Consider the following 18,282-nt stretch of genomic DNA (forward strand, 5'->3'; position numbering starts at 1 on the left):
TCAGCAGGAAGGGGGTGCCCACGGGCACCGCGGGCGGCCCGGGCGCAGGCGCCGGACCGTCCATTGTACGTGACCCGGCCGCACGCGGCCGCGTAGCGCCGGGCTCTGCCTGGCTGGCCGAACCGCTACCGGAATGCAGCGGGTCAGAGCCCCGCTCTACCGGAGGGTGGCGAGCAGGGCCTCGAAGGCCTGCGCGGAGGCGTCCACGTGGTTGTTCAGGCGGTGGCCGTCGTCCACCAGCAGCAGACGGGCTGACCGGGCCTGGGCCCAGGCAATCACATCGGCGGCGGGAATCAGTTCGTCGTGCCAGGCGTGGACCACGCTGGTGGGCACGCGGGCGGCATCCAGCGCCGGCATCGGCCCCATCCGGGTCGGCGGCACCATGAGGAACAGACCCCGGGTCGGGACCTGCAGGGAGGCGATGGCCGAGATGTAGGCACCCAGCGAGGAACCCGCCAGCACGACCGGGCCTTGCGCGGCGGCGGCGCTGGCGCGCTCGACCAGGCGCTGCAGGCGGGCACGGACATCCCCCACGCTGCTGACCTCACGCAGGGCATCCAGGTCGGTGTAATCGGGCCGTTCGTGGGTCCAGCCCAGCCGCTCGGCCACTTCGGCCAGGGCGGTTACCTTGGTGGCGTCCGGGCCGCTTTCGAAGCCGTGGGAAAGAATGCAGTGGCCGCGGCTCATGCAGCCACCGCGTGGAAATCGATGTAAGCGCTCATGCCTGAATGCTAGCATCGGCGCATGCCCGACCGCGCCCCGCCCCGCATCGATTCGCAGCCGCTGCCCTACGTGGCGCAGCTGGGCGAGCGCGCGCCGGATGACATCGATCTGGTGGTGATCCACTGCACCGAACTGCCCGACCTGGCCATGGCGCGCAGCTACGGCGAGCGCGTGCTGTACGACAGCGGCAGCGGCAACAGCGGGCACTTCTACATCGACCGCGACGGCAGCATCGTCCAATACGTCCCGGTCGAGCGCGTGGCTCACCACGTCAGCGGGTACAACCCGCGTTCGGTCGGCATCGAGCTGGTCAACACCGGCCGCTACCCGCACTGGCTGGATTCACGCCACCAGGCGATGGACGAACCCTATCCGGAGGCCCAGATCGCGGCCTTGATCGACCTGTTGCAGCACCTGTGCGACTCCCTGCCCGCCCTGCACCACATCGCCGGGCACGAGGCGCTGGACACCCGGGACGAAGTAGCCAGCGACGACCCGGACCGGCGCGTGCTGCGCAAGCGCGACCCGGGCCCGTTGTTCCCGTGGCCGCGGGTGCTGGCGGCGGTGACGCTGACTCCGCTGGGGGGGGTAGAGCGGACTGTCAGTCCGCTGCCGTTGGCGTGCAGCCTGCGGTCGACGCGAAGAGCAGCGGACTGACAGTCCGCTCTACCTGCTCCATCTGTTGACGCCCTGGGTGGCGGCCGATCAGGCGCCGGTCGCGACCGGTCGGCTTGAATCGCTGACCCACCCGCTCCACGAATCGGCATAGACCCGCGCGCCGTGCAGCCCGGCCACTTCCATCGCCAACAGCAGATGGCAGGCGGTCACGCCCGACCCGCACATCAACACCACCTGCTGCGGATCATGCGTGCCAATCAGCGGCCGCAGCGCGGCGTGCAGCTCGGCAGCCGGTCGCAGGCGGCCGTCGGCCACATTCAATCCGAACGGACGGTTCACCGCCCCGGGTACATGCCCCGCCACCGGATCCAGCGGCTCCACCTCACCCCGGAACCGTTCACCGGCACGCGCATCCAGCAGCCAGCCCGGCGCATGCTTCAAGCGCGCGGCGATCTCGTCCACCGATGCCACCTGGCGGGTATCGAAACGCCCCGGATAGGCCGGCAACGGCAGCACCTCGGGCACGTCCGTGGTCAACGGCAGACCGGCCGCCTGCCACGCCGCGAGGCCACCATCGAGCACCGCCACCTGCGTATGTCCGATCAAGCGCAGCAGCCACCACGCGCGCGCCGCCGCCATGCTGCCGTCGCCGCCGTCGTAGACCACCACCTGGGTATCCGGACCGATTCCCCACCGCCCCAGTGTGCCGGCGAACGCATCGCTGTCCGGCAACGGGTGGCGGCCGTGGCCGACCACGCTCATGTCCGCCAGGTCGCGGTTGACGTCCGCGCGCAGCGCGCCCGGCAGATGCCCGGCGGCATAATCGCGCGCGCCGGACTGCGGATCGGCCAGCGAAAAACGCGCATCCAGCACGCGCGGCGCCGCACTGGCGGTGGCGCGCGCATCCAGCAGGCGCGTATCCCCCTGCGAAAGCGCGCTGGACAGCGTCGCCACATCGACAAGGGTGGTCCACGGGGTCGGGTTCGCGGTCATCATTCCAGTTGCTCCAGGCGGCGACGCAGGTTGTAGAGGATGGCGGCGGTGGCGCCCCAGATGCGCTGGCCCGGCCAGCCGTATTCCAGCACGTGGCGAATGCGGCCGCGGTGGTCGATCTCGACCTGGTGCAGGTTGGCCGGGTCCATCAGGTAATCGAACGGCACCTCGAACACTTCGGCCACTTCATCCGGCTGTGGCACCGCCACGAAACCCGGGTCGATCACCGCCACCACCGGCATCACCCGGTACCCGGTAATGGTCACGAACGGATCCAGGTAGCCCAGCACCTGCACCTGGTCGTGCGGCAGCGCGATTTCTTCGTTGCTTTCGCGGATCGCGGCGGCCACCGCATCGCGGTCGTCCGGCTCTTGGCGGCCGCCCGGGAAGCCGACCTGGCCGCCATGCTGGCGCAGCGTATCGGTGCGCCGGGTCAGCAGCACCTGCGCGCCGCTGGCGCGCGGAATGATCCCGGCCAGCACCGCCGCTTCCACCGGCGGGCCGGGCGGCAGCAGGTCGGCCAGTTCACTGCGGTTCCAGCCATCGCCGCCAGGGGGTGCATCGAGCGGGTGCAGCGCGCGCAACAGGCGCTCGTGGTCGGCCAGCGAGCCGCCCAGCGACTGCCGCAGCTGCTCACGCAGCGGCAGCACCTGCCGCATCACATGTTCTTGTTCGTGTCGGGTCATCGTCGACCAGCGGGTGATTTCATCCACGTTGCGCAGGCAGCCGCCGCACAGGCCGGCGCGATCAAGCGCGCAGGTTCCGATGCAGGGGCTGGGCATGGCATGGGCGGGGGTTTCCGGAAAGTGCACCGGGCAACAGTAACGCGAATGCGGGCAACAAAAAACGCGCCGATGTTGCCATCGGCGCGTTTTGTTGTTTCCGGTGTTTTTTTATTTGACGCTGACCAGTTTGATTTCAAACTGCACGGCGACGTTCGGCGGGAACGGGGTACGCGGGTCGGCACCGTAGGCCTGTTCCGGCGGCAGGGTAACTTCCCACTTCGAACCGGCCGGCATCTGCAGCAGTACTTCGCGCATGGCCTTCATTTCGACTTCGCTGACCTTGATCGACGGGATCTGCTGCGCCGGGCGGGCTTCGGTCGGACGGGTGCCGAACGGGTACGGGCCGGCCACTTCCAGCTGCACGGTGCTGGCCTGGGTCGGCTTGGCGCCCTTGCCGGCTTCGATCACGCGGTACTGCACGCCGCTCGGCAGCGCCTGCACGCCGGCCTTGGCCTTGTTGGCGGTCAGGAAGGCAGTGCTCTTGGTCTTGTTTTCGGCGGCAGCCTTTTCGTACTCGGCCTTGGCGGCAGCAGCACGACCCTGCTCACGCTTCTGGAAGGCTTCGACGGCCGGCTTCAGCTGATCGGCGGTGATTGCCGGCTGCTTCTTGGCGTAGGCATCCTGCAGGCCCTTCACCACCGAATTGATGTCCAGCTGTTCGCCGCGACCGGTGAGCTCAGCCAGGTTGTTGCCGTAGTCGTAACCGAAGTAATAGCTCAGCTTGCCCTTTTCGGACGAAGTGTCCTGGGCGAAGGCATTGCCCGTCAGGGCCAGGGCCGCGACGGCGACCGCGATAGAACGCAACTTCATCAAACGTTTCTCCAGGGGTGGTAACTCAGGACGCATTGGGCCGCCCTGAGGCGACGGGTTAGGATAGCCGCCGCAACGTTGAACCGCCACTAACGACGAAGGCTATGACCTGCTTTCGTTTCCAGAGTTCAAAATCACTTTTTTTTAACGTTTTACCAGGAGTTTCTGCCGTGGCCGACGCGCCCCTGACCGTTGCCGACGATGGTGCCATCCCAGCGCCCGGGGTCAACCGCCCCATGGTTCAGGGAGGTGACGCCGCCGGGCCGGCGCCGGCGCGCCTGCTGCAGCTGGTGCTGGCGGATGACCTGGATGCCGCGCTGGACGCCGGCCTGATGGACTACGTGCCCGGCCCTGGCGACGACGCCCTGCTGCCCGGTCACCCGGACCTGCCCGCCCGCCTGCTGCAGGCCCAGCAGCAGCTGCAACGCGCCTGGGACGCGCGTGACCGTTACCGCCAGCGCGCGCAGCGGCTTGCGCGCCGCGCGGCCGAACGCGATGCGCGACGCGCGCCGCCGGCCCCCACTCCCGATCTGAAGCCGGCCCTGCCGCCTGCGGCTGCCGCGATTCTTGCGCGCGCCAAAGCCAGGGCTGCTGGAAAGCCTTCCTGATGACCCCTGTTGCAAAGGCCGCTCCGCGCAGCGCGCGCATGCCCAAGGCCGACGTCGTTGAAATGTTCACCCGCCTGCGCGAACTCAATCCGCATCCGAAGACCGAACTGGAGTACAGCTCACCGTTCGAACTGCTGGTCGCCGTGGCGCTTTCCGCGCAGGCCACCGATGTGGGCGTCAACAAGGCCACGCGCAAACTTTTCCCGGTAGCCAACACGCCGCAGGCGATCCTGGCGCTGGGCGAGGACGGGCTGAAGAAGTACATCGCCACCATCGGCCTGTTCAATGCCAAGGCGAAGAATGTCATCGCCACCTGCCGCCTGTTGATCGACCAGCATGGCGGTGACGTGCCGCGTGACCGCGCCGCGCTGGAAGCCCTGCCCGGGGTCGGGCGCAAGACTGCCAACGTGGTGCTCAACACTGCGTTCGGCGAACCGGTGATGGCGGTGGATACGCACATCTTCCGGGTGGCCAACCGCACTGGGCTGGCCGCCGGCAAGGACGTTCGCGCAGTGGAAGACCTGCTGGTCAAGGTGATTCCGGCCGAGTTCCTGCTCGACGCCCACCACTGGCTGATTCTGCATGGCCGCTATGTGTGCAAGGCGCGCAAGCCGGACTGCCCGCAGTGTGTGATCCGTGACCTGTGCCGCTTCAAGCAGAAAACCGCCGCCTGAGCGACGGCGGCGACTGCCATCTAGGCGCAACCGGGCAGTCATCTGATTCGGGCAGTTTGAGCAACCCCAGCAGCCGCCGTGCCCGGGCCTGGGGCTGCCTTGTCTGAAACTGTCATATTTACGCAATCTTCACTTATTAGCCTGCGCAGCATCTTCCCACCTGCCTGCAAGGCTCCTTTCCATGAAACTGCATCGCCAACTCCTCACTGCGGCCGTGGCTGCTGCGCTGTTCGTGCCGGCCGCCCACGCTGAAGTGGCCATCGACGTGATCGGCGGCTCGGAGATCACGTTCGAAGGCCTGGTCCAAGCCGACGGCAACTGGTTCGACAACGATGTGACCGATCTCAACGGTGGCGATGCCGCCAACGGCAAGGACAGCGAATTCGAACTGCGTCGCGCCGAGCTGGTGCTGAAGGGCAAGGGCCCGGGCAACGTGGAATGGGTGGTCGGCTACGACGCCAAGGCCGACAAGTTCCTGGACACCAACGTCAAGTACAAGCTGGCCGGCAACGCCAACCACTTCGTGCAGCTGGGCCAGTTCAAGCAGCCCAACAGCCTGGAAGAGCTGTCCAGCACCAAGAACAACGACTTCATCTCCAAGGCTGCGGTCACCAACACCTACGCCGTGGCCCGCCGCCTCGGTGGCGCCTACAGCTTCGGCGACAACAACTGGTCGGTCACCGCCAGCGCGTTCGGCCGTGAGCTGACCCGCAACCTGGCCCACGGCAGCGGCTACGGCGCACGTGGCACCTGGGCGCCGATCAATGACAAGGGCCAGGTCCTGCACTTCGGCCTGAGCTATGTCGACTACGACACCGACGCGGACACCCTTCGCGTGCGCGCCCGCCCGAACGCCGACCTGGCCACCGCGCGCCTGGTCGACAGCGGCAACCTGACCGACACCGACCGCGTCAAGACCATCGGTGCCGAAGCCATGTACATCGGCGGCCCGTTCAAGGCCCAGGCCGAGTACTACACCAGCGAAGCCAAGCGCATGACGCGCGACAACTACACCAGCGACGGCTTCTATGTCAGCGGGCTGTGGAACATCACCGGCGAGACCTGGGGCTACAAGAGCGGCGTGCCGACCACCGGCCTGCCGGACGAGCCGGGCCGTGGCATGTGGCAGCTGGGCGCGCGCTATGACTCGATGAACCTGGATGATGGCCATCTGAACGCCAACCCGGTTGCCGGTCGTCCGCCGATCGTGGACGGCGTTCTCGGCGGCAAGATGGATATCTGGACCGTCGGCGTGAACTACTACTGGCGTTCCAACACCAAGTTCGCGCTGAACTACGTGATGGTGGACAGCAAGAAGTACAGCTCCGCCACGCGCACCTTCGTCAACGACGACCCGAACATCCTGGAAGCGCGCCTGCAGTTCTTCTGGTAAGCAACAGGCAAGACGCAGCATTGATGGGGCGCAGCTTGGGCTGCGCCCCTTTCTTCGTTCTGGGTCACGGGTTACCGGCGTTGCAGCGCAATTGCAGAAGTAACAGGCACTGTCCACCGTCACCGGGTGGCTCCATTGGCAGGCGCCGCCACGCCCCTCAATCGGAGTGCCATCCCCAATACGACCAGACCGATTCCCGCCGCCTGCCACCAGTCGAGGGTCTCGCCAAAGGCGAGCACGGCAGCCAAGGCGCCGACTACCGGAACACCCAACGTAAAGCTCGCCGCGCGTACTGGACCCAGCCCCTGTATCGCGACATACCACAGCCCGAAGACCACCGGCCCGTTGAGCACGCCGACATAGAGAAGGGCCAGGACATTCCCACGCCCCTGCCAAGGTGGCAATGACTCTCCCTGCCCGCCGGCCAGAGCAAGCAGCGGAATGGAACAGAGGAATGCGATGAGCATCTGCACGGTGACCAGCGTCGAGGGCCGGCAAGGCTGCCCCGTACGCGCCGACAACAGGGTGCCTACTGCCCAAAGGGCTGCATTCAGAACAATCAACAAGGCGCCGCCCGCTGGCGCACCGCCGACATATAGAAGGACTCCGATCAACGCCGCCCCCGTCGCCAGCACGCCCCCCCAAGACCACCGCCCCAGGCGCACCGCCTCCATCGCGCCAGCAAAGGCAGGCATCGTGTACATCAACGTAAGCACGGTGGTAGCTGGATAGTAGGCGAGCGCGAGGATGTTGAGGCTGGAGACCATGGTTCCATTGATCGTCACTGCCCAGAGCACGCGTTGTCTCGTCGCCGCCTGCAGCTGCAGGACCTCCAGCCAGCTCCGTCGGACAAAAGGCAGCACTGTCATGAAGCCCGCCAAGGTACTGTAAAAACGAAACGTCCAAGGGCCCATCTGTTGAACTGCGTCCCTCGCAAAAGAGAAGCTGGTACTCCAGACCAGGACCACGCACACAGCGGCGGTCGCGGCCCGGAGATCCACGCCTTGTGCGTGATCAGACCACTTCATGCGCGGTACCTGGCCACCGCAGTGATTCGTCTACGACGCGCAGGAGCGGTAACCGCGGAGACGAAATGCGGGATGCGGCGTGCGCTGGTATCAAATACCAACAACGTGAAGAGTGCCGGCACCAGACAGGCAGCAGTTTCCTTCTCCCCGTCAGGAAGCACTACGGTCAGCCCTCCGTGGTTGGGGTCCCACTCCTTCGTCAGACTGAGCGCGACGCCGAAGCTCTGGCCCGGATCGCAGTGAGTGCCAAGGAAATGGCCGTGCTCGAACCAACTCAGGTAGAACTGGGATACGGTCAGAGGTACGCGGCCAGTGACCTTTCCCAGCAACTCGAGCACCGGCCTTGAGGCCATCAACTGTTTCATCGCCTGTAGCGCTTCCACATCGGCGTTCTCACGCGAGTCCGGCATCCATCGGAACGAAAACGCGAATCTGCCAAGCTCACGGTCGCGATCAGCGATGGCGTGCTGCCTGCTCGCTTCGACTTTGTCCGACGAACACAGATCGTGCTCACCATCACGATTCTTCACGATAAATGACCACCGATCCTCCCCGATGCTGGCAACGCGCTCAACCACATCAGCGATGGATGGCACAAAGGCGCGTAGATCGAAATGAACGTATCCATCGAGCTGGAAGCGCTCGCGAAGTACCTCATATCCGATCAAACACCACCTCCTCCCGGGACCTGCGCCCTGCCCTTCCGGTGTCACGAGAGCTGGATGCTCTCGCCGGACTTGTACATCGCGTCTTCCTCGCTGATGGCCGAGATGCGCTCTTCCAGATCGACGAACGTGATCTCCAACATTTGCAGCTCCTTTTCACATGCACCGGAAGTGGTGCCGCCCGAAGGTGGAGGGCCTGACCACTTCGACTCAATGACCGACGTCACTTATTGCAATGCAATGTCAGAACATGTGAAGGCGAATGCACTTTCAAAGTGACTGCCGTCATGCTGCAAGGTTGCGCTGGCGCAGGAATCGGTGAGTTGCACCGATTGCGCCGAAGACCGCTGTCTGTCGCGGACGACGCGATCGTGACGGTGTCCGCGCTCCGCGCCAGTGGAATCTCCGAGATTGGAGGGTGTCACGATGCCGTCATATGACAGACGTCGCGCTGTCATTGAACCGTTATGCAATAGGCACCGGGCGGGAAACCCCGCACCACCATCCATCCCAGGAGCCACCCCGTGATCCACGCCTTCAAGTCGCGCGCCGCTGTCGCAGTGCTCGCCGCGTCCTCCGTGTTCGCCGCCAATGCCGCCGATGTGACCGGCGCGGGCGCATCGTTCATCTACCCGGTCATGTCCAAGTGGTCGGCCGACTACAGCACCGCGACCGGCAAGAAGGTCAACTACCAGTCCATCGGTTCGGGTGGTGGTATTGCCCAGATCAAGGCGGCCACGGTGGACTTCGGTTCGTCCGACGCCCCGTTGAAGCCGGAAGATCTGGCCGCGGCCGGCCTGGCCCAGTTCCCGTCGGTGATTGGCGGCGTGGTGCCGGTGATCAACGTGGCCGGCATCGCCCCGGGTGCGCTGAAGCTCGATGGCGTGACCCTGGCCAACATCTTCCTGGGCAAGGTCAAGACCTGGAACGACCCGGCCATCGCCGCCCTCAACCCGGGCGTGAAGCTGCCCGACGGCAAGATCACCGTCGTGCACCGCTCGGACGGTTCGGGCACCACCTTCAACTTCGTCAACTACCTCTCCAAGGTCAACCCGGAGTGGAAGTCCAAGGTCGGCGAAGGCACCTCGGTCCAGTGGCCGGTCGGCATCGGCGGCAAGGGCAATGAAGGCGTTGCCGCGTACGTGAAGCAGATCAAGGGCGGCATCGGCTATGTCGAACTGTCCTACGCGCTGCAGAACAAGATGTCCTACGCCGCGATGAAGAACGCGTCGGGCAAGGTCGTGCTGCCGAGCGACGAGTCGTTCGCCGCCGCTGCCGCCAGCGCCGACTGGGCCAACGCCAAGGACTTCTACCTGGTCATGACCAACGCCCCGGGCGCCGAAGCGTGGCCGATCACCGCCACCAACTTCATCCTGGTCCGCAAGCAGCCGAAGAACGTCAACAACGCCAAGGCGACCCAGGAGTTCTTCCGCTGGATCTACAAGAGCGGCGATGCCCAGGCCAAGCAGCTGGACTACGTACCGCTGCCGGACGCCCTGGTCAAGCAGATCGAGACCTACTGGTCGCAGAACCTGAAATATTGATTGAAGGGGGTCACGGCCAACGGTCGTGACCTACCAGGCAACGGTGTCGCCAGGTCCTCTCTCCCCCTGGCGGCACCACCGGCGCGGATCGCAAGATCCGCGCTTTTTTTCATCTGCCGCGAGCGTTGAGGGCCCCGCCGCGACCGGCAGGCCCCTGTGCAAATGTCCCCCGGCGTCGGCCTGCGGCCGCCCCCTCCTCCTTTAATTTGCCAGGGACCTACCGGCCGCAACGGGGCAAGGCTTCCGGCACGCGCAGGCAAAGCCGGAGCCAGGTGCAACGCCGGTGGATCGAGTGCCGGGGCGGCATACCCTTGGAGGCGAATTAAAGGAGGAGGTGTCGGCCGCAGGCCGACGCCGGGGGACATTCGCCGGAAAGGGTATGGCGCCCCGGCGCTCGATCCACCGGCACCCGCTGTAGCCCCCGCCAGCCCTTGCCCCACGGGCCTCCAGCGTGCCCCCGGTCACGACGTCATCAAGCTGTAACAAAAACATCATTTCATAGCAGCGTCAGCCGGCGAGACCGGCCCCCTATCCCGCTACGGAGTGACGCATGAAACTGCATACGGCCGGCTTCGCCGCCCTTTCCCTGGCCATCGCGCTGGGCCTGTCCGCCTGCAAGCCGGCCGCCGAAGGCCAGGCAAACGCCCCGGCAGAAGGCGCCCCCGCCGCTGCTCCGGCCGCCGGCGACAAGCTGACCGCCGAAATTTCCGGCGCCGGCGCCTCCTTCATCTTCCCGCTGGTCTCCAAGTGGTCGGCCGACTACAACGCCGCCACCGGCGCCAAGGTCAACTACCAGTCGATCGGTTCGGGCGGCGGTATCGCCCAGATCAAGGCCGGCACGGTCGACTTCGGTTCTTCCGACAAGCCGCTGTCCAGCGAAGAGCTGGCCCAGGCCGGCCTGGGCCAGTTCCCGTCCGCCATCGGCGGCGTGGTCCCGGTGGTCAACATCGACGGCCTGGAAGCCGGCAAGCTGCGGCTGAGCGGCCCGCTGCTGGCCGATATCTTCCTGGGCAAGGTCAAGACCTGGAACGACCCGGCCATCGTGGCCGCCAACCCGGGCGTGAAGCTGCCGGACGGCAAGATCACCCTGGTCCACCGTTCGGACGGCTCGGGCACCACCTTCAATTTCTCCAACTACCTGTCCAAGGTCAGCCCGGACTGGAAGAGCAAGGTCGGCGAAGGCACCTCGGTGCAGTGGCCGGACGGCGTGGGTGGCAAGGGCAATGAAGGCGTGGCCTCGTACGTGAAGCAGATCAAGGGGTCGATCGGCTACGTCGAACTGGCCTACGCGCTGCAGAACGGCATGCCGTATGCCTCGATGCAGAACGCCGCCGGCAACTGGGTGCAGCCGACCGCGGAAACCTTCGGTGCCGCCGCAGCCAGCGCCGACTGGGCCAGCGCCAAGGACTTCAACCTGGTCATCACCAACGCCCCGGGCGACCAGGCGTGGCCGATCACCGCCACCAATTTCATGCTGATGCACAAGCAGCCCAAGGATGCCAAGCGCAGCAAGGACACCCTGGCGTTCTTCAAGTGGGCCTTCGAGAACGGCCAGGCCCAGGCCAATGAACTGCACTACGTGCCGCTCCCGGCGGAACTGGTGAAGCAGATCGAAGGTTACTGGACCGCTGAATTCAAATGATGCAACCCAGGCCCGCGCGCTGCGCGGGCCTGCCCCCTACCTAACGGGCCCCAGCCTTACCCATGAATGCCATCGCCCAGCCTGTTCCCGCACCGTCCACCCGCGACCTGCGTGACGCCCGCAATGACAAACTGTTCCGGTGGGTGCTGATCGCCACCGTCGTCCTGGTCCTGGTCGCCCTGGCCTGCGCCGCGCTCTCGATGCTGTGGGGCGGCCGCCATGCCCTGCAGGAGCAGGGCCTGAGCTTCTTCTATTCCTCCGACTGGAATCCGGTGGAGAACAAGTTCGGTGCGCTGGCACCGATCTACGGCACGTTGGTCACCGCCCTGATCGCGATGCTGATCGCGGTGCCGGTGAGCTTCGGCATCGCCTTCTTCCTCACCGAAGTGGCCCCGCGCTGGATGCGCGGCCCGGTCGGTACCGCCATCGAACTGCTGGCCGGCATCCCCTCGATCATCTACGGCATGTGGGGCCTGTTCGTGCTGGTCCCGGTGATGACCGAGTACGTCACCCCCGCCCTCAATGAAACCCTGGGCGAATGGCCGATCATCGGCCCGCTGTTCCAGGGCCCGCCGCTGGGCATCGGCGTGCTGACCGCCGGCTTCGTGCTGGCGATCATGGTCATTCCGTTCATCTCCTCGGTAATGCGCGAAGTGTTCCTGACCGTGCCGACCCGCCTGAAGGAATCGGCCTACGCGCTGGGCTCCACCAAGTGGGAAGTAAGCTGGGACATCGTGCTGCCCTACACCCGCTCGGCCGTGATCGGCGGCATCTTCCTCGGCCTGGGCCGTGCGCTGGGTGAAACCATGGCCGTGGCCTTCGTGATCGGCAACAGCGTGCGCCTGTCGCCGTCGCTGCTGGAACCGGGCACCACCATCGCCGCGCTGATCGCCAACGACTTCGGCGAGGCCACCGAGACCTATCGCTCGGCGCTGCTGCTGCTTGGCTTCGTGCTGTTCATCGTGACGTTCGTGGTGCTGGCAATCGCCCGCCTGATGCTGATGCGCCTGTCCCGCAAGGAGGGCAACTGATGAGCACCGCCGTCGCCAACAACCCGCAGCCGCTGTACCTGCGCCGCCGCATCGTCAACATCGTCGCGCTGCTGCTGTCCTGCCTGACCGCGCTGTTCGGCCTGTTCTTCCTGGGCTGGATCCTGTTCACCCTGGCCTCCAAGGGCCTGGCCGGGATCAACCTGGACCTGTTCACCAAGATGACGCCGCCGCCCATGCAGGAAGGCGGCCTGGCCAATGCCTTCTTCGGCAGCGCGGTGATGTGCGCGCTGGCGATCGCCATCGGCACGCCGCTGGGCGTGCTGGCCGGCACCTGGCTCGCCGAGTACGGCAACTTCCGCAAGGCCGGCACGGTGGTGCGTTTCGTCAACGACATCCTGCTGTCGGCACCGTCCATCGTGCTGGGCCTGTTCGTCTACACCCTGTACGTGATGCAGACCGGCGGCCAGTTCTCGGCCTTCGCCGGCGCGTTGTCGCTGTCCTTCATCGTGCTGCCGGTGGTGGTACGCACCACCGATGAAATGCTGCGCCTGGTGCCCTCGCAGATGCGCGAAGCGGCCCTCTCGCTGGGCATCCCGCAGTGGAAGGTCACCGTGCAGGTGCTGTACCGCAGTGCCGCCGCCGGCATCGTCACCGGAATCCTGCTCGCCCTGGCACGCATCTCCGGCGAAACCGCGCCACTGCTGTTCACCGCCTTCGGCAACCAGTACTGGAACAGCAACGTGTTCCAGCCGATGGCGAGCGTGCCGGTGGTGATGAACCAGTTCGCCGGCAGCCCGTACGAATCCTGGCAGACGCTGGCCTGGGCAGGCGCCCTGGTGCTGACCCTGTTCGTGCTGCTGGTAAGCCTTTCGGCGCGCGGCATCCTGCTGCGCAACCGTATCTCCCATGACTGACCTTTCCGCGGACACCGCCATGAACGACCTCACCAATGCCGTGCCGATGCAGCGCATCGCGGTGCCGGCCTCGCATGAATCGCTGGGCAACCCGGCGCCGATCAAGCTGGCCGCCCGTGGCCTGGATTTCTACTACGACAAGTTCCATGCACTGAAGAACATCAGCCTGGAAGTGCCCGAGAAGCGCGTCACCGCGCTGATCGGTCCCTCCGGCTGCGGCAAGTCCACCCTGCTGCGCATCTTCAACCGCATCTACGCGTTGTACCCGAAGCTGGAAGCGCGCGGCGAAGTGCTGCTGGATGGTGAGAACATCCTCTCGCCCAAGTACCCGATGAACCGCCTGCGCAGCAAGGTCGGCATGGTGTTCCAGAAGCCGGTGCCGTTCCCGATGACCATCTTCGAGAACGTCGCCTACGGCATCCGCCACCACGAAAAGCTGTCCAAGGCGGACATGAACGACCGCGTCGAACATGCGCTGCGCCAAGGTGCGCTGTGGGACGAAGTGAAGGACAAGCTCGGCCAGAGCGCGCTGGGCCTGTCCGGTGGCCAGCAGCAGCGCCTGTGCATCGCCCGTGCCGTGGCCCTGCGCCCGGACGTGCTGCTGCTCGACGAGCCGACCTCGGCGCTGGACCCGATCTCCACCAGCCGCATCGAGCAGCTGGTGGAAGAGCTCAAGCACGACTACACCATCGTGATCGTGACCCACAACATGCAGCAGGCCGCGCGCGTGTCCGACTACACCGCCTTCATGTACCTGGGCGACCTGATCGAACACGACCGCACCGAAGTGATCTTCTCGCAGCCGAACAAGCAGCAGACCGAGGATTACATCACCGGGCGGTTCGGCTGAGCCAGGCCGTTCGCGCGACGATGCCACCAACCAGACAATCGAGCACATCACAATGAACATTCCGAACGACCACATCGTCAAGAGCTACGACGAAGAACAGCAGCGGCTGGTGGCCGAAATCGTGCGCATGGGCGAAATGTCCGTGGCGCAGCTGGAAGCGGCGCTGGACGTGATCGAGCGCCGCGACGACAACGCCGCCCAGCGCATCATCGCCAACGATGAGGCGATCGACAGCCTGGAGCAGCAGATCAGCCATGACGTGATGCGCCTGGCGCTGCGCGGCCCGATGGCGCGCGACCTGCGCGAGATCCTGGCCGGCCTGCGCATCCCGGCCGACATCGAGCGGATCGGCGACTATGCGGCCAACGTCGCCAAGCGCTCGATCGCGCTGAGCAAAGTGCCGCCGCTGCCGCAGATCCAGGGACTGCGGTCGCTGGGCCGGCTGGCCGCACAGCAGGTGCGGCGTGCCATCGAGGCCTACCGCGACAACGACGCCGCCGCCGCGCTGGCGCTGCGCGAGGACGATGCCCGGCTGGACGCGCAGTACACCGCGCTGTTCCGCGAGCTGCTGACCTACATGATGGAAGACCCGCGCAACATCACCCCGTGCACCCACCTGCTGTTCATGGCCAAGAACCTGGAACGCGTGGGCGACCACGCCACCAACATCGCCGAGAACGTGTGGTTCCTGGTGCACGGCGAGCAGGCGCTGCCGCCGCGCGAGAAGCGCGACGAGACCAGTACCGAACGCCTGTAAGCACGCGCCGGCGCGTGTTACACACCGATACAGGCCGATACTGCGTGTCGGCCTTTTTTAATCGCCTATTCAGCTAAAAAATCCCACTCTGGACCTGCGTTCCACCCCACCGCTCCAGAGGGCCTGCACCATGAAACGTTTCCTCGCCGCTACGCTGTCGCTGACCCTGCTTGCCGCGACCGGTTCCGCCTTCGCCGCCCCGCCCCACCATGACGACCGCGACAACCGCGACCGCCATGACCAGCGCGATGACCGCAACCATGGCCCGTCGCGCGGGCACGACCGCCACGATCCGCCGCGCCGTGGCGGCCACCTGGACAAGGATCATCGTGGCGCGTACGTAAGCGACTACAAGCGCCACGGCCTGCATGCGCCCAAGCGCGGCCAGCAGTGGCGCAAGGTAGATGACCGCTACGTGCTGATCGCGGTCGCCACCGGCCTGATCGCCGACGTGGTGCTCAACGGCCGTTGATTCACTGGCGACAGCCCAGTCCACGCGACGCGCCGGGACCTCCCGGCGCGTCTGCGTTTGCGGCCGGGTCATCGCCGTCCCGGAGTGTCGCGAACATCCTGTGATGTCGCGAACGCACCATTGGTACTGAATCGCCCCTGTCTCAGACCGGCGACCCGCGCATCCTTGCGGCCCCGCGCACGCTCTTATCCTGTGCCACGTTGAACAGGATCCGCCGACCGCATGCACCGCCTCTGCCCGCACGAACTTGCCGCCGCCCATCGCGGCGACCGCGCCGCGCTGGACCGCGTCCTGCGCCATTCGCGCCAGCACCTGCGCCGCTATGCCGAGTACCACTGTGTCATCAACGATGTCGAGGACGCGGTGCAGGAAAGCCTGATCACCGTTTCACGACGGTTGTGCGACCTGCGCCTGGTCGAGTGTTTCACCTCGTGGGCGTTCCGCATCGTCAAGCGCGAGTGCAACCGGCTCAAGCGTGCGCGCTGCCAGTGGCGGCACGAAGAACTGCGCGAGGAGATCCTGCCGCCGGCCCAGCGCGACAACCTGGACCTGCGCCGCGATTGCGCCGCTGCGCTCGAATCGCTGCCCGCCCATTACCGCGAAGTGATCCTGCTGCGCGACCTGGAGGGGTTGTCGATCGCCGAACTGGCCGCGCGGTTGGCCACTACCCCCGAAACCATCAAGGCCCGGCTGCACCGCGCCCGCGTCATGGCCCGCGAGTACCTGGCCTGATGTTCCCCGCGTGCCGGCAATCCGGCATGCTTCCCCGGCAACACCCCTGCCCATGAAAGGGCATTACAAGGAGCTTTGCGCATGACCCTCTCCACCAAACACGCTTCCCTGCTGGCCTGTGCCGCGCTTGCCGGCGGCCTCGGCCTGGCCGGGACCGCCTCGGCCCTGTCGATGACCGACCTGGCCCAGGGCTACGCCCTGGCTGCCCAGGCCGCGCCCAAAGCCGATTCCAAGACAGCCGAAGGCAAGTGCGGTGCCGACAAGGCCACCTCGCATGCTGCCGACAAGAAGCCCGCGGAGGGCAAGTGTGGCGAAGGCAAGTGTGGCGCCGACAAGACCAAGGCCAAGCCTGCGCCTGCCGCCAAGAAGACCGCAGAAGGCAAGTGCGGCGAAGGCAAGTGCGGTGCCGGGCACTGATCCGCGCACCCGCGTGAGCCCTGCACGCCCACTGCCGTTGCCTGCAACGGCGGTGGGACTGGGGCTGCGCCGCGCCCTGCTCGATGACCTGGAACAGGCACCGCCGGGCGATTTCGATTTCCTCGAGTGCGCGCCGGAGAACTGGATCGGGCTGGGCGGCGTGATGGGCGAGCGCCTGCGCGGGCTCAGCGCGCGCCATCCCCTGACCTGCCATGGACTGTCACTGTCGCTGGGCGGCAGCGCGCCGCTGGACGTGGCGTTCATCGACCAGGTCGGGCGTTTCCTGGACGCGCACGATGTGCGCCTCTACAGCGAACACCTGAGCTACTGCAGCGACGACGGCCACCTGTACGACCTGCTGCCGCTGCCGTTCACTGACGAGGCCATCCGCCACACCGCGGCCCGCATCGCACAGGTGCAGGACCGGCTGGGCCGGCGCATCGCAGTGGAGAATGTATCCACCTACCTCACCCCGCATGCGGCGATGAGCGAACTGGCATTCACCACGGCGGTGCTGCAGGAAGCGGACTGCGACCTGCTGCTGGACGTCAACAATGTCTACGTCAACGCCATCAACCATGGCTTCGACCCCGTCGCGTACATCGACGGCCTGCCTGCCGAACGCATCGTCTGCCTGCATGTGGCCGGGCACTTCGATGAAGCCGATGACCTGAAGATCGACACCCATGGCAGCCCCGTGGTGGGGCCGGTGTGGGCGCTGCTGGAACATGCCTGCGCCCGGTTCGGCCCGCGCCCTGGCCTGCTCGAACGCGACTTCAACCTGCCGCCGTATGCCGGACTGCAGGCGGAGCTGCGGCAGATGCGCCGCATCCTGGATGCGGCGGCATGAGCGACCTGTTGCGTGACCAGCAGTTCGCCCTGACCCGCCACCTGCGCGATCCGGCGCATGAACCGTCGCCTCCCGACCTGGAGCCGCGGCGGCTGCAGATCTACCGCGATCTGCTGTTCAACAACCTGCAGGCGCTGCTGGGCAGCAGTTTCCCGGTACTGCTGCAGATGCTGGACGGCGCGGAATGGCAGGCGCTGTGCCGGCGCTACTTCATCGAGCACCGCTGCGCCTCGCCGTTGTTCACCGAGGTCGCTGCCGAGTTCGTGCAGTGGCTGCAGCGGCAGGACACGCTGCCGCGTCCGTTCCTGGCCGAGCTGGCGCATTACGAATGGGTGGAACTGGCCTTGCAGTCGCAGGATGCGCTGCCGCTCGAACCGCCTCGTCCGGATATCGATGCCTGGCGCTGCCTGCTGCAGCGTTCCCCGTTGGCATGGCCTTTGGCGTACCAGTGGCCGGTGCAGCAGATCGGGGCAGCCTTCCAGCCGGTGGACCCGCCGCCCGAACCGACCTTCCTGCTGGCACGCCGGCTGGCCGATGGCCGCATCGTGTTTTCGCAGCTCAGCCCGTTGGCGTGGCAGCTGCTGATCCAGATGCAGGCCCCCGGACACCGCAGCGGCGCCGCGCACCTTGCGCAGCTGGCCGAGGCGAATGGACTGGACGCGGCCGGGCTGGAACCGGCCGGACGTGCCCTGTTGGCGCAGTTGCTCGCGACCGGCGTGATCGGTCCTGCCCGGTCCCCAACCCACGGCTGAACGATGCCGCCGGCGCCCGCATCGTTCATCGCGCCCCGGCCCTCTTCAAGGGACCTCCACTTA

22 protein-coding genes are annotated in these 18,282 nt (G+C 66.3%); 15 read left to right on the forward strand and 7 right to left on the reverse strand.

Going from position 1 to position 18,282, the window contains the following annotated elements:
* Nucleotides 1-156: 156 nt before the first annotated feature.
* A complete protein-coding gene (locus QE395_RS11880; protein WP_184124231.1) occupies nucleotides 157-687 on the reverse strand; it encodes a hypothetical protein in 531 nt (176 codons plus the stop codon).
* A 57-nt stretch (nucleotides 688-744) separates the two neighbouring features.
* Here QE395_RS11880 and QE395_RS11885 point away from each other — a divergent pair, with 57 nt between their 5' ends.
* Nucleotides 745-1,380, forward strand: a complete 636-nt coding sequence (locus QE395_RS11885; RefSeq protein WP_306989227.1) for an N-acetylmuramoyl-L-alanine amidase — start codon at nucleotides 745-747, stop codon at nucleotides 1,378-1,380.
* A 48-nt stretch (nucleotides 1,381-1,428) separates the two neighbouring features.
* On the opposite strand, the gene QE395_RS11890 is transcribed toward QE395_RS11885, so the two are convergent.
* The 3 genes from QE395_RS11890 to QE395_RS11900 form a co-directional block, all read right to left on the reverse strand.
* Entirely contained in the window at nucleotides 1,429-2,334 is a 906-nt protein-coding gene (locus QE395_RS11890) for a sulfurtransferase (protein ID WP_179197354.1), read from the reverse strand.
* Nucleotides 2,334-3,116, reverse strand: coding sequence for a CoA pyrophosphatase (locus QE395_RS11895; protein ID WP_093533909.1), 783 nt, complete (start codon nucleotides 3,114-3,116; stop codon nucleotides 2,334-2,336). Before QE395_RS11895 ends, QE395_RS11890 begins: the two co-directional genes overlap by 1 nt.
* A gap of 111 nt (nucleotides 3,117-3,227) precedes the next feature.
* A complete protein-coding gene (locus QE395_RS11900) occupies nucleotides 3,228-3,929 on the reverse strand; it encodes an FKBP-type peptidyl-prolyl cis-trans isomerase N-terminal domain-containing protein (protein WP_068850599.1) in 702 nt (233 codons plus the stop codon).
* A gap of 236 nt (nucleotides 3,930-4,165) precedes the next feature.
* Here QE395_RS11900 and QE395_RS11905 point away from each other — a divergent pair, with 236 nt between their 5' ends.
* From QE395_RS11905 to QE395_RS11915, 3 genes are all read left to right on the forward strand, one after another.
* Nucleotides 4,166-4,537, forward strand: coding sequence for a hypothetical protein (locus tag QE395_RS11905; protein ID WP_093533953.1), 372 nt, complete (start codon nucleotides 4,166-4,168; stop codon nucleotides 4,535-4,537).
* On the forward strand, nucleotides 4,537-5,211 hold the full coding sequence (nth, locus tag QE395_RS11910; RefSeq protein WP_306989231.1) for an endonuclease III: 675 nt from the start codon (nucleotides 4,537-4,539) through the stop codon (nucleotides 5,209-5,211). Before QE395_RS11905 ends, nth begins: the two co-directional genes overlap by 1 nt.
* Before the next feature lie 181 nt (nucleotides 5,212-5,392).
* The gene (locus QE395_RS11915; RefSeq protein ID WP_176472668.1) at nucleotides 5,393-6,604 is read left to right on the forward strand and encodes an OprO/OprP family phosphate-selective porin; all 1,212 of its coding nucleotides are present in this window, start codon (nucleotides 5,393-5,395) and stop codon (nucleotides 6,602-6,604) included.
* Nucleotides 6,605-6,723: 119 nt separating this feature from the next.
* Here the strand turns inward: QE395_RS11915 and QE395_RS11920 are convergent, their stop codons facing one another.
* From QE395_RS11920 to QE395_RS11930, 3 genes are read right to left on the reverse strand one after another with little or no spacing between them, the layout of a single operon-like run.
* Complete coding sequence (locus tag QE395_RS11920; protein ID WP_306989234.1) at nucleotides 6,724-7,632, reverse strand: DMT family transporter; 909 nt, start codon at nucleotides 7,630-7,632, stop codon at nucleotides 6,724-6,726.
* Nucleotides 7,629-8,300: a hypothetical protein gene (locus QE395_RS11925; RefSeq protein WP_306989236.1), complete on the reverse strand. Its 672-nt coding sequence runs from the start codon at nucleotides 8,298-8,300 to the stop codon at nucleotides 7,629-7,631. Before QE395_RS11925 ends, QE395_RS11920 begins: the two co-directional genes overlap by 4 nt.
* A 41-nt stretch (nucleotides 8,301-8,341) precedes the next feature.
* On the reverse strand, nucleotides 8,342-8,440 hold the full coding sequence (locus QE395_RS11930) for a pantocin A family RiPP (protein WP_095363989.1): 99 nt from the start codon (nucleotides 8,438-8,440) through the stop codon (nucleotides 8,342-8,344).
* 381 nt (nucleotides 8,441-8,821) lie between these two features.
* Here QE395_RS11930 and pstS (QE395_RS11935) point away from each other — a divergent pair, with 381 nt between their 5' ends.
* From pstS (QE395_RS11935) to QE395_RS11985, 11 genes are all read left to right on the forward strand, one after another.
* Complete coding sequence (gene pstS / locus QE395_RS11935; RefSeq protein WP_306989238.1) at nucleotides 8,822-9,841, forward strand: phosphate ABC transporter substrate-binding protein PstS; 1,020 nt, start codon at nucleotides 8,822-8,824, stop codon at nucleotides 9,839-9,841.
* A gap of 550 nt (nucleotides 9,842-10,391) precedes the next feature.
* Complete coding sequence (pstS, locus tag QE395_RS11940) at nucleotides 10,392-11,483, forward strand: phosphate ABC transporter substrate-binding protein PstS (protein ID WP_095363774.1); 1,092 nt, start codon at nucleotides 10,392-10,394, stop codon at nucleotides 11,481-11,483.
* Nucleotides 11,484-11,545: 62 nt separating this feature from the next.
* Complete coding sequence (gene pstC, locus QE395_RS11945) at nucleotides 11,546-12,514, forward strand: phosphate ABC transporter permease subunit PstC (protein WP_306989240.1); 969 nt, start codon at nucleotides 11,546-11,548, stop codon at nucleotides 12,512-12,514.
* A complete protein-coding gene (gene pstA, locus QE395_RS11950; protein WP_068850583.1) occupies nucleotides 12,514-13,389 on the forward strand; it encodes a phosphate ABC transporter permease PstA in 876 nt (291 codons plus the stop codon). Before pstC ends, pstA begins: the two co-directional genes overlap by 1 nt.
* Before the next feature lie 19 nt (nucleotides 13,390-13,408).
* Nucleotides 13,409-14,239: a phosphate ABC transporter ATP-binding protein PstB gene (gene pstB / locus QE395_RS11955; RefSeq protein ID WP_068854606.1), complete on the forward strand. Its 831-nt coding sequence runs from the start codon at nucleotides 13,409-13,411 to the stop codon at nucleotides 14,237-14,239.
* A gap of 52 nt (nucleotides 14,240-14,291) precedes the next feature.
* Nucleotides 14,292-14,996, forward strand: a complete 705-nt coding sequence (phoU, locus tag QE395_RS11960; protein ID WP_068854604.1) for a phosphate signaling complex protein PhoU — start codon at nucleotides 14,292-14,294, stop codon at nucleotides 14,994-14,996.
* 130 nt (nucleotides 14,997-15,126) lie between these two features.
* Nucleotides 15,127-15,468 (forward strand): RcnB family protein, encoded by a 342-nt coding sequence (locus tag QE395_RS11965; protein WP_093533917.1) that lies wholly within the window; start codon nucleotides 15,127-15,129, stop codon nucleotides 15,466-15,468.
* 222 nt (nucleotides 15,469-15,690) lie between these two features.
* The gene (locus QE395_RS11970; protein WP_068850579.1) at nucleotides 15,691-16,200 is read left to right on the forward strand and encodes a sigma-70 family RNA polymerase sigma factor; all 510 of its coding nucleotides are present in this window, start codon (nucleotides 15,691-15,693) and stop codon (nucleotides 16,198-16,200) included.
* A gap of 81 nt (nucleotides 16,201-16,281) precedes the next feature.
* Nucleotides 16,282-16,617 carry a hypothetical protein gene (locus tag QE395_RS11975; protein ID WP_306989243.1) on the forward strand — a complete coding sequence of 112 codons (336 nt, stop codon included), beginning with the start codon at nucleotides 16,282-16,284 and terminating at the stop codon, nucleotides 16,615-16,617.
* Nucleotides 16,618-16,675: 58 nt separating this feature from the next.
* Nucleotides 16,676-17,467, forward strand: a complete 792-nt coding sequence (locus QE395_RS11980; protein WP_306990483.1) for a DUF692 domain-containing protein — start codon at nucleotides 16,676-16,678, stop codon at nucleotides 17,465-17,467.
* The gene (locus tag QE395_RS11985; RefSeq protein WP_217537345.1) at nucleotides 17,464-18,219 is read left to right on the forward strand and encodes a putative DNA-binding domain-containing protein; all 756 of its coding nucleotides are present in this window, start codon (nucleotides 17,464-17,466) and stop codon (nucleotides 18,217-18,219) included. The genes QE395_RS11980 and QE395_RS11985 overlap by 4 nt, the downstream gene beginning before the upstream one ends.
* Nucleotides 18,220-18,282: the final 63 nt, after the last annotated feature.

The organism is Stenotrophomonas sp. SORGH_AS_0282 (genome assembly GCF_030818125.1).
In the GTDB taxonomy this organism is placed as follows: Bacteria; Pseudomonadota; Gammaproteobacteria; order Xanthomonadales; family Xanthomonadaceae; genus Stenotrophomonas; species Stenotrophomonas rhizophila_A.

Bases quoted from the DNA above. Each gene is read 5' to 3' on its own strand.
- QE395_RS11920 (WP_306989234.1), bottom strand. From the start codon at position 7,632: ATGAAGTGGTCTGATCACGCACAAGGCGTGGATCTCCGGGCCGCGACC.
- pstC (WP_306989240.1), top strand. From the start codon at position 11,546: ATGAATGCCATCGCCCAGCCTGTTCCCGCACCGTCCACCCGCGACCTG.
- QE395_RS11915 (WP_176472668.1), top strand. From the start codon at position 5,393: ATGAAACTGCATCGCCAACTCCTCACTGCGGCCGTGGCTGCTGCGCTG.
- pstS (WP_095363774.1), top strand. From the start codon at position 10,392: ATGAAACTGCATACGGCCGGCTTCGCCGCCCTTTCCCTGGCCATCGCG.
- phoU (WP_068854604.1), top strand. From the start codon at position 14,292: ATGAACATTCCGAACGACCACATCGTCAAGAGCTACGACGAAGAACAG.
- QE395_RS11905 (WP_093533953.1), top strand. From the start codon at position 4,166: ATGGTTCAGGGAGGTGACGCCGCCGGGCCGGCGCCGGCGCGCCTGCTG.
- QE395_RS11930 (WP_095363989.1), bottom strand. From the start codon at position 8,440: ATGTTGGAGATCACGTTCGTCGATCTGGAAGAGCGCATCTCGGCCATC.
- pstA (WP_068850583.1), top strand. From the start codon at position 12,514: ATGAGCACCGCCGTCGCCAACAACCCGCAGCCGCTGTACCTGCGCCGC.
- pstB (WP_068854606.1), top strand. From the start codon at position 13,409: ATGAACGACCTCACCAATGCCGTGCCGATGCAGCGCATCGCGGTGCCG.
- QE395_RS11975 (WP_306989243.1), top strand. From the start codon at position 16,282: ATGACCCTCTCCACCAAACACGCTTCCCTGCTGGCCTGTGCCGCGCTT.
- QE395_RS11970 (WP_068850579.1), top strand. From the start codon at position 15,691: ATGCACCGCCTCTGCCCGCACGAACTTGCCGCCGCCCATCGCGGCGAC.
- QE395_RS11880 (WP_184124231.1), bottom strand. From the start codon at position 687: ATGAGCCGCGGCCACTGCATTCTTTCCCACGGCTTCGAAAGCGGCCCG.
- QE395_RS11985 (WP_217537345.1), top strand. From the start codon at position 17,464: ATGAGCGACCTGTTGCGTGACCAGCAGTTCGCCCTGACCCGCCACCTG.
- QE395_RS11965 (WP_093533917.1), top strand. From the start codon at position 15,127: ATGAAACGTTTCCTCGCCGCTACGCTGTCGCTGACCCTGCTTGCCGCG.
- QE395_RS11895 (WP_093533909.1), bottom strand. From the start codon at position 3,116: ATGCCCAGCCCCTGCATCGGAACCTGCGCGCTTGATCGCGCCGGCCTG.
- QE395_RS11900 (WP_068850599.1), bottom strand. From the start codon at position 3,929: ATGAAGTTGCGTTCTATCGCGGTCGCCGTCGCGGCCCTGGCCCTGACG.
- QE395_RS11885 (WP_306989227.1), top strand. From the start codon at position 745: ATGCCCGACCGCGCCCCGCCCCGCATCGATTCGCAGCCGCTGCCCTAC.
- QE395_RS11890 (WP_179197354.1), bottom strand. From the start codon at position 2,334: ATGACCGCGAACCCGACCCCGTGGACCACCCTTGTCGATGTGGCGACG.
- nth (WP_306989231.1), top strand. From the start codon at position 4,537: ATGACCCCTGTTGCAAAGGCCGCTCCGCGCAGCGCGCGCATGCCCAAG.